The sequence below is a fragment of the Deltaproteobacteria bacterium genome (assembly GCA_016183175.1).
Classification (GTDB): domain Bacteria; phylum UBA10199; class UBA10199; order UBA10199; family SBBF01; genus JACPFC01.
In genome coordinates, this window is sequence record JACPFC010000047.1 from 1 (window position 1) to 13,455 (window position 13,455).

14 protein-coding genes are annotated in these 13,455 nt (G+C 53.1%); 5 read left to right on the top strand and 9 right to left on the bottom strand.

Annotated elements, in window-relative coordinates; genetic code table 11:
- From hprK to HYU99_05640, 6 genes are all read right to left on the bottom strand, one after another.
- The coding region (gene hprK / locus HYU99_05615) for an HPr(Ser) kinase/phosphatase (GenBank protein ID MBI2339825.1) at positions 1–695 on the bottom strand (695 nt) is incomplete at its 3' end.
- 114 nt (positions 696–809) lie between these two features.
- Positions 810–1,268: a PTS sugar transporter subunit IIA gene (locus tag HYU99_05620; GenBank protein MBI2339826.1), complete on the bottom strand. Its 459-nt coding sequence runs from the start codon at positions 1,266–1,268 to the stop codon at positions 810–812.
- A 60-nt stretch (positions 1,269–1,328) separates the two neighbouring features.
- Positions 1,329–1,688 carry a ribosome-associated translation inhibitor RaiA gene (gene raiA, locus HYU99_05625; GenBank protein MBI2339827.1) on the bottom strand — a complete coding sequence of 120 codons (360 nt, stop codon included), beginning with the start codon at positions 1,686–1,688 and terminating at the stop codon, positions 1,329–1,331.
- Positions 1,689–1,741: 53 nt separating this feature from the next.
- The gene (rpoN, locus tag HYU99_05630) at positions 1,742–3,220 is read right to left on the bottom strand and encodes an RNA polymerase factor sigma-54 (GenBank protein ID MBI2339828.1); all 1,479 of its coding nucleotides are present in this window, start codon (positions 3,218–3,220) and stop codon (positions 1,742–1,744) included.
- 103 nt (positions 3,221–3,323) lie between these two features.
- Entirely contained in the window at positions 3,324–5,015 is a 1,692-nt protein-coding gene (locus HYU99_05635) for a CTP synthase (protein MBI2339829.1), read from the bottom strand.
- A 120-nt stretch (positions 5,016–5,135) separates the two neighbouring features.
- Entirely contained in the window at positions 5,136–5,474 is a 339-nt protein-coding gene (locus HYU99_05640) for a tetratricopeptide repeat protein (protein MBI2339830.1), read from the bottom strand.
- On the opposite strand from HYU99_05640, the gene HYU99_05645 reads away from it, so the two are divergent.
- A complete protein-coding gene (locus HYU99_05645) occupies positions 5,467–5,892 on the top strand; it encodes an AAA family ATPase (protein ID MBI2339831.1) in 426 nt (141 codons plus the stop codon). The two genes, HYU99_05640 and HYU99_05645, sit on opposite strands and share 8 nt — an antisense overlap.
- A gap of 28 nt (positions 5,893–5,920) precedes the next feature.
- Positions 5,921–6,691, top strand: a complete 771-nt coding sequence (locus tag HYU99_05650; protein MBI2339832.1) for a DUF4143 domain-containing protein — start codon at positions 5,921–5,923, stop codon at positions 6,689–6,691.
- On the opposite strand, the gene HYU99_05655 is transcribed toward HYU99_05650, so the two are convergent.
- The 3 genes from HYU99_05655 to rplM all read right to left on the bottom strand — a co-directional run bounded on the left by HYU99_05655 (position 6,688) and on the right by rplM (position 8,706).
- Complete coding sequence (locus tag HYU99_05655; GenBank protein MBI2339833.1) at positions 6,688–7,734, bottom strand: N-acetyl-gamma-glutamyl-phosphate reductase; 1,047 nt, start codon at positions 7,732–7,734, stop codon at positions 6,688–6,690. The two genes, HYU99_05650 and HYU99_05655, sit on opposite strands and share 4 nt — an antisense overlap.
- 143 nt (positions 7,735–7,877) lie before the next feature.
- A complete protein-coding gene (gene rpsI / locus HYU99_05660) occupies positions 7,878–8,276 on the bottom strand; it encodes a 30S ribosomal protein S9 (protein MBI2339834.1) in 399 nt (132 codons plus the stop codon).
- A gap of 1 nt (position 8,277) precedes the next feature.
- Entirely contained in the window at positions 8,278–8,706 is a 429-nt protein-coding gene (rplM, locus tag HYU99_05665) for a 50S ribosomal protein L13 (GenBank protein MBI2339835.1), read from the bottom strand.
- Positions 8,707–8,848: 142 nt separating this feature from the next.
- Here rplM and HYU99_05670 point away from each other — a divergent pair, with 142 nt between their 5' ends.
- The 3 genes from HYU99_05670 to HYU99_05680 form a co-directional block, all read left to right on the top strand.
- Entirely contained in the window at positions 8,849–9,994 is a 1,146-nt protein-coding gene (locus tag HYU99_05670) for an ATP-binding protein (GenBank protein MBI2339836.1), read from the top strand.
- 304 nt (positions 9,995–10,298) lie between these two features.
- Positions 10,299–10,820, top strand: coding sequence for a hypothetical protein (locus HYU99_05675; protein MBI2339837.1), 522 nt, complete (start codon positions 10,299–10,301; stop codon positions 10,818–10,820).
- 38 nt (positions 10,821–10,858) lie between these two features.
- A partial coding sequence (locus HYU99_05680) for a hypothetical protein (protein ID MBI2339838.1) occupies positions 10,859–13,455 on the top strand: 2,597 nt, incomplete at its 3' end.

Here is a 13,455-nt window from a genome sequence, read left to right on the forward strand (position 1 = left end):
ATATCCACCAGCTTCCGGTCGCGGATGGCGGCGACGCCGAAGAGGTCTTTGATGTTGATGATTCCCAAGCCCCGGATTTCCATGTGATGTTCGATCAGCTCCGAGCCCATTCCGTAGAGGGTGGCGGGCGGCTTTTTCTTGATTTCCACCACGTCATCGGCCACCAGCCGGTGCCCCCGGAGCACCAGGTCGAGCGCGCATTCACTTTTCCCGATGCCGCTTTTTCCGATAACGAGGATCCCCACGCCGTAGACATCGATCATCACGCCGTGGATCACCATACTGGCGGTCAGACGTTCTTCCAGAAAACGGGTCAGGCGGTTGATGAGGGTGGAGGTGATGAGCGGCGTTTTAAAGACCGGAATCTGATGCCGGTTGGCCTGGGCCAGAAGGGTTCTGGGGGGCTCGTTGTTGCGCGTGACGACAAAACAGGCAATTTCCACGTCGCAGATTTTTTTGATGATGTCGGTGGTTTTTGCATCCCCCAGCGATTTTAAATAGGTGATTTCCGATTTGCCCAGGACCTGGACGCGCCCGGGATGGAGCTTTGAGGTGTCGCCGATCAGGGCCAGACCCGGTTTCTGAATCCGGGGAATGTTGATTTTTTTGCGGATTCCCTTTTTGCCCGCGACAAGGGTCAGTTCGAGATGCGCCTCCTTATCCTTCAAAAGTTCGCTGACTTCGATACTGAGCATTATATTTGGGGCCCTTTCGGCCCGGCTGATGCTATTCGCGTCTATTTATTTCGGGCCTCAAATGGCCCCAAACCCCGCGCGAATCACCGGCAAAGCCGGATGATTCGCTTGCTTTTACAATTTTTCGTCTTCAGAAATGAGGAGGTCGTAGAGGCTTTCGCTTTTCACTTCGATGAGGCGGTTCCTCACCGTTTCCCCTTTCAGGAGGCGCGAGAGGCGGGCCAGTGCCTGGAGATGATTTCCCACGGCGTTTTCCGGGGCAAGAAGGACAAAAAAGAGTCTGGCCGGTTTATGGTCGTGCGACTGAAACTCAACCCCCTTCGGGGACCGGCCAAAAGCGGCCACGATGGCCTTTAGGCCGGCGACCTTGCCGTGGGGGATGGCCACGCCGTTCCCGACGCCGGTGGAGCCCAGTTTTTCGCGCTCCAAAAGGACCTGAAGGACATTGTCGGTGGAAAGATCGGGCCAAGCCTTGGAGACAAGCCCCGAAAGCTCTTCCAAAACCCCCTTTTTTTCCGTGGCGCGCAAATCACCCAAGACCGCGTTCCGTTTGAGGATTTCTTTTAATTTCATGCGATTGAACGGGTGTTTATAGGATACCTCCCCCCAAAATGCAACGGCTTTTTGACGGATTTACAGGTTTTCCTCCACAGCTTTATATTCTTCCTCCACTTGGCCGGCCAGGGCATGAACCGAGAGATGGTTTTTGTGCTCCTTGACGATTTCCTTGTGCCTTCTTACCTGTCTTTCCAACTTGTGCGCCGCCTTGTCGATGGAGGCGTAAAGGTCCTCCGACACCTCCAGCGCCATGGCGCGAAAGTCGCGGGCGGTCAGCGTGATTTCGCATTTGTGGCGGAATTTTTCCACGGAAAGAATGACGTGCGCCTCGATGGGGCGGATGAGGTATTTTTTCAGATGATCGAGCTTGTCTTCGACATGGGTTTTGATGGCCTCGGTTGCCTGAATATGACGGAAGGTTACGGTAACATTCATGGCGGTTTTCCTCCTTGTAACTGCGGGGTTTGTTTTAAAAGAACGACTGAAACTCAATAAAGTTGTCTTCGCCGCGACGAGGGGAGGATGCCCAGCACCTCCCGGTACTTGGCCACCGTACGCCGGGCCACATGGATGTGCGCGGCAGAGAGCGTGTCGGCGATATTCTTGTCGGAGAGCGGGTGACGGGCGTTTTCCCCCTCCACGATCCGGCGGATTTTTTCCTTCACCGTTTCGGAGGCGAGGTCCTCGCCGTTTGACGACGCCACCCGGCTGTTGAAAAAGAATTTAAGCTCGAAAATTCCCTGCGGGGTATGGATGAACTTGTTGTTGGTGGCGCGGCTCACCGTAGATTCGTGCATGCCGATCTCATCGGCGACCTCTTTCAAAATCATCGGCCTTAAATGGTTGATCCCTTTTTCCAGAAAATCCCTCTGGAATTTCACAATGCACTTGGCGACGCGGTAGAGGGTGCGTTGCCTCTGATGAATGCTCTTGATGAGCCAGAGGGCGCTTTTCAGCTTGTCCTGCACATATCCCTTCGCCCCGCTTGAGTTTTCGGCGCCTTTCGGGTCGCCGTTGCCGGAGATCATGCTCCGGTAGAATCGGCTGATTTGAAGCCTTGGGAGCCCCTCTTCATTCAGGACAACCTCGTAATTATCTCCGACCTTGTACACGTAGAGATCCGGCGTGATGTATTGGGGGTTTTCGCCCCCATAGGGTCTGCCCGGTTTCGGCTCCATGGCGTGAATAATCGCCGCCGCGGAGGCCACCTTTGCCGGCGACACCTTCAGTTTTCGGGCGATTGTGGGATAATCCCTTTTTTCCAGAAGATGGAGATGATCCCTGATAATCGCCTCAATCAACGGCCGTTCCTCCCTGAAAGGGCGCGCCTGGAGCAAAAGACATTCCTTCAAGTCGCGCGCCCCGACGCCCAAGGGGTCAAATTCCTGGATCACCGTGAGGAGCTTTTCCACTTCCTCCGCCGAAGAACCGTTTTGGCCGGCCAGCTCTTCAAGGGATGTGGTCAGGTAACCGTTTTCATCCAGCGCGTTGATAAGGGCAAGACCGATCTCCTCCTCATGCTCCGAAATGGGGGCCATCCGCAACTGCCACTCGAGGTGATCCTGCAGGGTGGCCGGTTTGGTGATGAAGTTTTCATAAGAAGGGAGTTCGTCGGGGGCAAACGACCGGGTCTCTTCCCCGGGGGCATTGTAGGTGCCGATGTAATTCTCCCAATCGAATTCCTTTGGTTCCTTTAATTCCCCCTCTTTTGTCCCCACCTCCGGTTCCCCTTCATGCGACTTGTCGGGGGGGGATTCGGCCTCCAACTCCTGCTCGACATCCTTGGGGACCTCGTCGTCCTCTGCCGGCGTGGTTTCTTCCAATGTCGGGTTTTCGAGGAGCGCCTCTTCCACCAGTTCCGCCAGTTCGAGGCGGGAGAGTTGCAATAATTTGATGGCTTGCTGAAGCTGGGGGGTGATGACCAGCTGTTGGGAGAGTTTAAGGCTCTGTCTTAGTTCTATGGCCATAACGTATAAGCAATTTTAATGCCAGTTTAGAACCGGCATCCTTCAATGTCAAGCTTGACGATGGTCTCTGATGGATGATTCCGGAGCTTTTTTAGAGAAGTAACTAAGCGGATTTATTTGCTTTTTTATGAAGAATCGCCTCCACCTGAGGGGAGGGCTCGGCCTGTTTTAACCCCCTCCATTTTTTTTGGGCAGAAAAGGCCAAAGAGGCCTCCACGAAGTGGAAAAAGAGGGGGTGCGGGCGCATGGGGCGCGACTTGAATTCGGGGTGGAACTGGCAGGCGACAAACCAGGGATGTTTTTTGAGTTCGATAATTTCAACCAGATCCCCTTCGGGGCAGACCCCGGTGACCGAGAGCCCTTTTTGGGCGAGCCGTTCGCGGTAGCCATTGTTGAATTCGTAGCGATGCCGATGGCGCTCGGAGATCTCTTTTTCGCCGTAGTCTTTGAAGGCGTGTGACCCTTTTTCGAGGACGCACGGGTAGGCCCCCAGGCGCATGGTGGCCCCCTTGTTGACCACCGCCTTCTGCTCCTGCATCAGGTCGATCACCGGATGGGGGGTGGCCGGATCCAACTCGGTGGAGTTGGCCATCACCGCCAACTGCATTCCGAGGCAGATGCCAAAGTAGGGGATTTTGTTCTCGCGAGCATGGCGAATCGCCCTGATTTTTCCTTCAATCCCGCGGTTGCCGAAGCCGCCGGGGACCAGAATGCCGTCACAGTCGCCGAAGACCTCTTCCAAATCGGCAGAGTTGTGCTCCAGTGTTTCCGAGTCGACGAATTTAAGCGTCAGCTTTGCATCCTGGTTGAAGGCAGAGTGATAGAGCGCCTCATTCAGACTTTTGTAGGCGTCCACCAGATTGACATATTTTCCCACAATGCCGATGGTCACCGGTTTGGAGGTTTTTTGTATTTTTGAAACAAGTTCTTTCCAGTCTTTGAGGTCGGGGGTGCGGGTCCAGATGTTCAAGAGTTCGACGATTTTGTCATCGATCCCTTCATCATGGAGACAGAGCGGCACCTCGTAGACCGATTTCACGTCGCGCGCCGTCATGACGCAGTCGGGGTCGATGTTGCAGAAGAGGGCAATCTTCGCCTTGACCTCTTTGGAGAGAGGGCGGTCGGTCCGGCAGAGGAGGATGTCGGGCTGGATGCCGATCTCGCGGAGTTTCTGGACGCTGTGCTGGGTCGGTTTGGTTTTCAGCTCGTCGGCGGCGCCGATGTAGGGGACGAGCGTCAGGTGGATGTAAAGGACATTCTGTTTTCCGACATCCGCCTTGAACTGACGGATCGCCTCCAGAAAGGGGAGGCTTTCGATGTCCCCCACCGTTCCGCCGATTTCCACGATCAGCACGTCGGCCCCATTGGGGCTAGCCCCGTCGGCCCCCTTCATGATGCATCCCTTGATCTCGTCAGTGATGTGCGGAATGACCTGAACGGTCCTCCCCAGATATTCCCCTTTCCGTTCCTTTTGAATGACCGAGTTGTAGATTCGGCCGGTGGTGTAGTTGTTGAGTTTGGACATCCGGGCGCTGACAAACCGCTCGTAGTGCCCCAGATCGAGGTCCGTTTCGGCGCCGTCATCCGTCACAAAGACCTCGCCATGCTGAAAGGGGCTCATGGTGCCGGGGTCCACATTAATATAGGGGTCGAGCTTTTGAAGGGTAACTTTGAGGCCACGGTTTTCCAGAAGGGCCCCGATGGAGGCGGAGGCCAAGCCCTTGCCCAAAGAGGAGACAACCCCGCCGGTCACAAAAATAAACTTGGTTTTCGGGGGGGAGACTTTTTTTGTCATTTTTTGTCGGGTTTCAACTGCCGGCTGGAATTAAACGTTACTGGATGCTTTGAAGAAAGTCAATGGCTGTTGGATAAATTTTTTCTTTTTTCTTTGGTTAAGGAACAAAGCCGGGATTTGTCAGCCCCAATTCTTCCGGAAACCCATGCAGAAGATGTTAAATAACACCTCTGGTTTCGGTTCATTCGATAAAATCAAAAGCTGTTCAAAAGCCTTGGTTGAAGCACCTTCTTTTCCGGCTATTGCCAGTGCCTGTCCGAGGTTGGACCAGGCCGCTGTCGAGTTGGGATTGTACTCCACCGCTTTCTGAAAATGAGCAATGGCCCCTTCTTCTCCTTCAAGTTCTCCCCTATTAGCCGCAAGGAGACCTGATAAGTTATGGGAATCAGATTTAATATTTTTTTTAAAATAAAATTGACCGTACTCAATAAAAGTCGTACATTTATTGAGTATGTTCAATAGATTGTTAACTATACGAAAAAACAACAGTTTTTTTCTATTCGGGGCTCGGGGGACCGGCAAATCCACTTGGCTCAGCCAAGAATTTGCCTCGATCCCTCACCTTTATATCGACCTTCTCAACCCCGATGAAGAGGAAAAATTTTCCAAAAATCCCGGATCGCTTCTCGCCCAAATCGAGGGGATGGATAAAAAAAATCCCTGGGTGATCATCGATGAAATTCAAAAAGTTCCGAAGCTTCTCGACGTGGCCCACCTCTGTATCGAAAAACACAAAACCCTCTTTGCCTTGACCGGCTCGTCCGCCCGAAAGCTGAAAAGGGGAAACGCCAACCTTCTGGCCGGCAGGGCCTTTATGTTTCGGCAGGGCCTTTATGTTTCATCTCTTTCCCCTCACGCATTGCGAACTACTGCGTAGCGCATATAAAAGTGACACTCCCGTCCGCATGAAACGTGCTAGAGAGTATCACCCCGATATGCAAGATTCAGTAAATGAACAATTCTCCCTGGAACAGGTTCTCCAATGGGGGAGTCTGCCTCTGCTTTATCACACCGCCGACGCGCCCGACAAAATCCGTTACCTGCGTACCTATACACAAACCTACTTAAAAGAAGAAATCGTTGCCGAACAAATTATCCGCAAGCTGAACCCCTTCCGCCTGTTTCTCGAAATTGCCGCCCAGCACAACGGGGAAATTGCGAATTATTCGAACATTGCCCGCGATGTGGGGGTGGATACGGTAACCATCCAGTCGTATTTTCAGATTCTCGAGGATACGCTGGTGGGCTTCTCAAAGTTCTATTACTTCGATCTCGGCATCAAGCGGTCACTGGACGGTACCGTTGTTCAACCTCTGGTTCCAAATACGTACGGCTACGGGAAGGCCTTTGAACACTTTGTGATTCTCGAGGCGGTTCGGCTGAATGCTTACCTTGAGCGCGATTTCCGGTTCAGTTACCTGCTGACAAAAGACGGGGCCGAAATCGATTTGATTATTGAACGGCCGGGGATGCCCGTTGTTCTCGTAGAGATTAAATCAAGCGGCAATGTTGACGAACGTGACACGCGCACCGTGGAACGGTTTCTTAAAGATTTCAAAAAGGGGGAAGGTTATTGCTGGTCGCTCGACCCGATTGCCAAAAAAATCGGTTCTGTACGTGCCTTGCACTGGAGAGAAGGTCTCAAGGAAGTGGGCTTGGCCCCCTTAAGTCCTTAAGGAACAAAACCGGGATTTGTCAGTCCCGTTTCTTCCGGAAACCCCTGCATCAGATTAAAGCACTGCACCGCCTGCCCGGAGGCCCCTTTGGTTAAGTTGTCGATGGCGGAAAGGATGACGATTTTTCCGGTCCTCTCGTCAAACAGGGGACTGATGTGGCAGAAGTTTGTCCCCCGGACATTCTTGGTTGAAGGGAGCGTCCCATCGGGAAGGATTTTAACGAATGGTTCGCTTTTGTAGAAGGTCTGATAGAATTTGATCAATTCGCCGGTCGAAGTTTTTGCCTTCGGCTCGCAGTAAATAGTGGAAAGAATCCCCCGGTCGATCGGCAGAAGGTGGGGAGAAAATAAGACCGTCACTTCCTCATCAGCCAAGAGCGACAGCTCCTGCTCCATCTCCGGTGTGTGCCGGTGTTTTCCCACATTGTAGGCCTTGAAATTTTCATGCGCCTCGCAAAAGAGGGTGTCAATCTTGGCCGTTCGCCCCGCCCCGCTCACCCCCGATTTGGAATCGCAGATGATTCCCTTTGTCTCAATCATTTTCTTTTTTACAAGAGGGCCGATCCCCAATTGAATGCTTGTAGGGTAACAACCGGGAACGGCGATCAACTTTGCCTTCCTGATCTTTTCCCGGTGAAATTCCGGAAGCCCATAGACCACCTCTTTCAGCAATTCTTTTTGCGTGTGCGGCCCATACCATTTTTCGTAAACCGCCGCATCTTTCAACCGAAAATCGGCCGAAAGGTCCAGAACCGTCACCCCCTTTTTTCGAAAACCGGCGGCGATTTCCATCGATTCGTGATGCGGCAGGCAGAGGAAAACGGTTTCAACCCTTTTGGCCATCTGATCGATGTTCAAGTCTTCGTAGGTCAGATCACAAAGTCCGGTGAGAAACGGAAAGAGGGCCGAAATTTTTTGTCCGGCCTGTTGCCTCGATGTGACGGCGACAATCTCCGCGTTTGGGTGCCGGGTCATCAGGCGCACCAATTCAACACCGGTGTAACCGGTCGCACCAATAACGGCGATGGGGATTTTCTTTGGCATAAATGTCAAAGTTCAAAGTTCAAAGTTCAAATGTTTTGGATTTTTGACATTCCTTTGGCATTTGGACTTTGACATTTGACATTGCTCTGACGAGATTGCAGAAGACGATTAACAGAATAGGGCCAAAAAGTAAAAGTTTGAAATTAACGCTTGCTGTACTGCGTGCTTCTCCGCGCCTTGCGGTGGCCGTATTTCTTCCGTTCCACCTCGCGGGAGTCGCGGGTGAGGTATCCGTTTTTGCGGAGGGGTTTGCGGTAGTCGGGGTTTAAAGAAAGAAGCGCCTTGGCAATGCCGTGACGAATCGCCTCCGCCTGGCCGGCAGGGCCGCTCCCAAAGACAGTGGCGGTGACATTAAATTTTCCCACATTGCCGGTGACCTCCATCGGTTGCAGAATCACCATCCGGAGGGTGGCCCGGCCGAAATACTGCTCAAACGGCCGCTCGTTGACAAGAATGTCCCCCGTGCCGGGGGTCAGGTACAAACGGGCGACGGCGGTTTTTCTTTTTCCGATGCCGAAGAATCTTTTGGGAGCGGTTGGCATATTATATTTTCAATTCCAGTGGTTTCTGCGCGGCGTGTGGGTGATCCGCGCCGGCAAAGACCTTGAGTTTTTTCAGATAATGGCGCCGGGAGCTGTTTTTTGGAAGCATTCCGGCAACAGCCTCTTTAATAATCCGGTCGGGGTGCGTCGTCAGCAATCTCCCTGCCGTCACCGACTTGATCCCTCCGGGGTAGCCCGAATGCCGGAAATATTCCTTTTCTTCCTTTTTATTTCCCGTCAGGCGGACCTTGGAGGCGTTCACGGCCACGACAAAATCGCCGGTATCCATATGAGGGGTGTATTGCGGCTTGTTTTTCCCGCGCAGGACGTTGGCGATTTGCGTGGCCGCCCGCCCCAGCACGCGGTTATCCAGGTCCATAAGAAACCACTGCGGTTTCACCTCCCCTTTTTTTGCCATGTAAGTTGTCATACGAAGGGGGGTTATCTAGTGAAAATGAGAGAGAATTGTCAAGGTAAAAAGCCCATGCATTTCCGGATTGACTTCTTTCTTGTACACTGTCATTTTATACACATATTAAAATTACTCATGAGTATTTTGTATAGCTGTCAAAATGTTCGATAAACTGAAAAACCGCTATCTTAAGCCCTTTATCGAGGCCGATCTGAAGGAAAAGATGGTTTTCCTCTCGGGCCCCCGTCAGGTGGGCAAGACCACCCTGGCCCTTGGTCTGTTGGGCGGGGACGAATCGCATCCGGCCTATTTTAACTGGGATGACGAAAAAGACCGGCACAGGCTCCTTGGCGGGCATTTTCCTCCTCACCGGAAACTGCTTGTTTTCGACGAAATTCACAAATACAAACGGTGGCGCAATTGGCTTAAGGGGCTCTACGACAAGACAAAATCGAGGCGCCGATATCTGGTAACGGGCAGTGCCCGTCTTGACCTGTATCGCCGGGGGGGAGACGCTCTGACGGGCCGATACCACTTTTTTCGCCTCCACCCTTTGAGCCTCGCGGAGGTTGACAGCCGGCATCATCCGGCAACGGTAGAGTCGCTTCTTCAATTCGGCGGTTTTCCTGAACCCTTTCTTTCCCAGTCGGAAAAAAAATTAAGACGCTGGCAACGCGAACGGATGCACCAGGTGTTGCGCGACGATCTCCGCGATCTTGAAAAAGTGGAGGAGGTGATGCTGATCGGAAGGCTGGCCGAGCGTCTGCCCGAACTGGTTGGTTCCCCCTTGTCGCTTAATGCCTTGAGAGAGGATCTGCAGGTGGCCCATAAAACCGTCCAAAACTGGCTCAACATATTGGAGAGGCTCTTTGTTCTTTTTCGGATTGCCCCTTTCGGGTCTCCCAAAATTCGGGCGGTAAAAAAAGAAATGAAGGCCTATCTTTGGGACTGGTCGATGGTGGAAGAACCGGGGGACCGCTTTGAAAATTTTGTTGCCTGTCAGCTCTTGAAGTATTGTCATTTTATCGAGGATACCGAGGGGTATCCCATGGAATTGCGGTATCTGCGCGATACCGACAAGCGCGAAGTTGATTTTGTCGTCCTTAAGCAAAACAGGCCGCTTTTTGCCGTCGAGTGCCAGCTACGGGCCAAACCGGTAAATCCCGCAATCGCCTACTTTTCAGAGCGCCTGTCTCTTCCCCGGTGTTATCTTGTTCACCGCGAATCGGCCGATTACGAACACGCCACCCTTCCTTTGCGCGTTCTCCCTTTCCACCGCTTGGCCCAGGAGTGCCGGATACCGTAACCAACTCACGACGAACGTCACGCCGCTGACTCTCAAAACCTAAAAACCCATGTTTTCTTCAGAAAACATGGTCAAAGAATTGACGACTCATAATGAGAAAAACGTCAAAAAATTATCATTTTGACCGGTTTTTTTTCCTCTTTCTCTCTCTCTCTATCTCTATCTCTCTTCTAACCATATAAAATAATTAGCAATAAAAAATAATATCAAATTTTGAGACTGTGGAACGAGTTTTGCGAGGCATAGAGAGATGTAGGAAAAAGAAGGGAAACAGCTTTTTAAAAAAGGGGAGGCGTCGCACCTTATGAAAAACATGTTTTTAACCCTTTTGCTTGTCGGGATATTTTCGGTCCCATCAAGTTGGGCGCAAGAACTCAGGGCCCTCTACCGTTTCGATGCCACGGAATATTCCTACCAGGAGAAGTTCTCCTTTTATGAATTATATGCCGAGCCCGCTATGGGTACTAATGATGAAGCCGTCGCCTATTACCCCATTCATGTGAAGGGCGGGGCAATGATAAAAAAGATTGATGCGGCGGTAGTTAACAATATGGGTGGCATCGATAGAGCCACTCTCACCATTGCTTTAGTCAGCCACCCATTAACATCCGGCCAGACGGATGATTTTACAGTGATCGGTTCAATATCCCCATCAACACTTTCTGAATCTGTACAGACGATCAGTCTCAACAACCTTTCCACCGTCGTGGAACCGGGGACGCTCTACTATCTTCGGGTGTCATGGTCGAATACCTACGATTCTCCAACCGGCTATCAAGCAGGTTGTTATTTTTACGGTGCCGCCGTCTTGGGCGACGAGCACTGAAAAGTTTAAGCTGTTGGGGTGGAGATCGGGAAGTTTTTATGGCCGCAGTCCGGATCTCCAAAATTTTCAGGCTCTTTTATCCCATCCTGGGACTTCTCATCGTTCTATCCAATTACTCCGGCTGTTCCAAAGAAGACACGGCCACCGGCACGGAAGAATCGGGCAAAGAAACGGAAGAGACATCGGAAGAAACAGCGGATACAGCCGACGAAGAAACCGCCGCTCCATCAATTGACACAATTCCAACCGTCGAAGAAGAAACAGGGTCTGCAGCCACCGCCGAGGAGGCCTCTGAAACAGCTCCGGCAACCGATGAAGAGACGGGGACTTCAGTCGACATCGACGAGACCTCGCCAACCGAACCTTCAGAGGAAATAGCCACTGTCTCTCCGAGCGAAATCACGGAAGAAACGCCGACAGAAGAGGAGACCGGCGAAGAAAGCCCTTCAGACGAAGAGGCCCCTGCAGAACACGACGAAGAAGAGACGACCGAACCGGGGATAAGAAATGCCCCCGCTGGAAGCACCGCCTGCTATAACGACAAGGACGATGACGGCGACAAGTTCCCCGATTATTCCGACCCCTCCTGTCTTGCGGGCGCAACCGTCGAGGCCGATTGCGCCAACGGACTCGACGACGATGCCGACGGAAAAATCGATTCCGCCGATTCCGGCTGTGTCACCGCGGCCGGCGCATCCGGAGGCAAGGAGGGTTATTATCCGGACGGCGATTTTGGGGGCGACGGGATTGTCGTGGTGGACAACGATGAGGAAGGGGCAACGGATAAAAATGGGCAGGATGCCATCTACGCCATGGCTCCGGACAGTAAGGGAAGAATCGTCGCCGTCGGCCGCTATACCACCAGTGGGACCTCCGATGATTTTTACCAACATACAGGGAGCACCGACGGCGCCACCGACATGATGGTCATGCGTTTTCTCCCCGACGGGACGCTCGATCCCTCCTTTGGGTCCGGTGGTGTCGCCAAGCCGGGCGACGGTCCCAAAAACGAAGGGGCCAAGGGGGAGGCGGTGGCGGTCGATTCCCAGGGGAGAATTGTCGCCGCCGGCTATACCTATAATAACGATTGGGACGGCAATACGTCCGACTACGACAGCAAGGATCTGATCATCTGGCGGCTGGACGAAAACGGAAAACTCGACACCTCCTGCAACAACACAGGATATTTTATCTATAGCATTCCGGGGCGCAGTGCCGCCGAAGCGATCCAGGCCCTGGCGATCGATACCAGCGACGGCACCGATCGGATTGTCGCCGTGGGGGGGAGTTTTGACGATAGTTGCAGCACCTCTGCCGGATGCAACGATTTTGATCTCCTTCTCCTGCGGTTGACCGAAAAGTGTCAATTGGACACAAGCCTGGTCGATCCCGACCTGGTCAATGCCTCAGGCTATCCGGGAGGCTATCTCTTGGCCGGTGATATGCAAAATATATGGGCTTACGACTACGGCCTGGCTCTAACGGTTGATGCAGAGGGGCGGTATGTTGTGGGAGGCCGGAGTAGCCACAAGGACAACGGCAGCAATTACGAAATGGCCCTCTGGCGCTTTAAAGCCGACGGCACTCCGGACACAAAATTCGGCGACGGCAACGGTTGGGTCATGCACAGCGGTTTGGGATACGTCGGCAGTAACTACACCGACGAGGCCCGCGGAGTGGCTGTCGACTCGGCGGGAAATATCGTCGCGGCCGGTTACACTACCGAGGCCGATTTCTCCACCGACGTCGCCGTCTGGCGCTATACCAAAGATGGCGTCTTGGATGCGGGCTTCGGCGACGGCGACGGTTTTGTCACCTACAACTCCAACATCACCGATTGGGCGTATGCCGTAGCTGTCGACCCGAGCGACCGGATCGTCGTGGGCGGGGGTTTATCGGTGAGCGCTAGCGACATAGACCTGTTCGTCATGCGTTTGAAAAATAATGGCGGCCTCGACGCGACTTTTTCGTCCGACGGCATTGTCACGCATGCGGCCACGGCGGGCTGTAACGGGATTGAAAAGGCCTACACGGTGGTTGCGGACGGAGGAGAAATCTTTGCGGGGGGGACCGGGCTTAATTGCGGCTCAAAGGGAGACAGCACCCTCCTTAAGATAACCGGCGAGGGGGCGCTGGATACCCTGTTCGATGCCGAAGGGGTCGCCTCCACCGAAGGCTACCGCGAGAGTTATCAGGAATATGGCCAAGCGGTGGCGCAAAACACGGAGACAGGCAAAATTTACCTGGCCGGCTACCAGAAAGCCTCCACCGGCTATTCTGATATGGCGATATGGGGCTTTAATGCCGATGGAACACCCGATGCCTCGTTTGGCACCGATGGTGTTTTGACCACAACGGCCGATTTTGCTGATCAAAACCGGTGGACCGCCACGCACGACGATTTTATCCAAGGGGCCGCTATCGACTCAAAAGGAAAAATTGTCGCGGCGGGATATTCCACTTGGGCGGCGGGATTCAACCCCATGCTGGTCGTCTGGCGGTTTAATGCCGACGGCACGCTCGATTCGACTTTCAGCGACGATGGATATTACTGGGGGACCTACTCGGCTTCGAATGGCGATCAGAAAGGCCATGCGGTTATCGTTGATGCCTCAAATAATATTGTCGTCGCCGG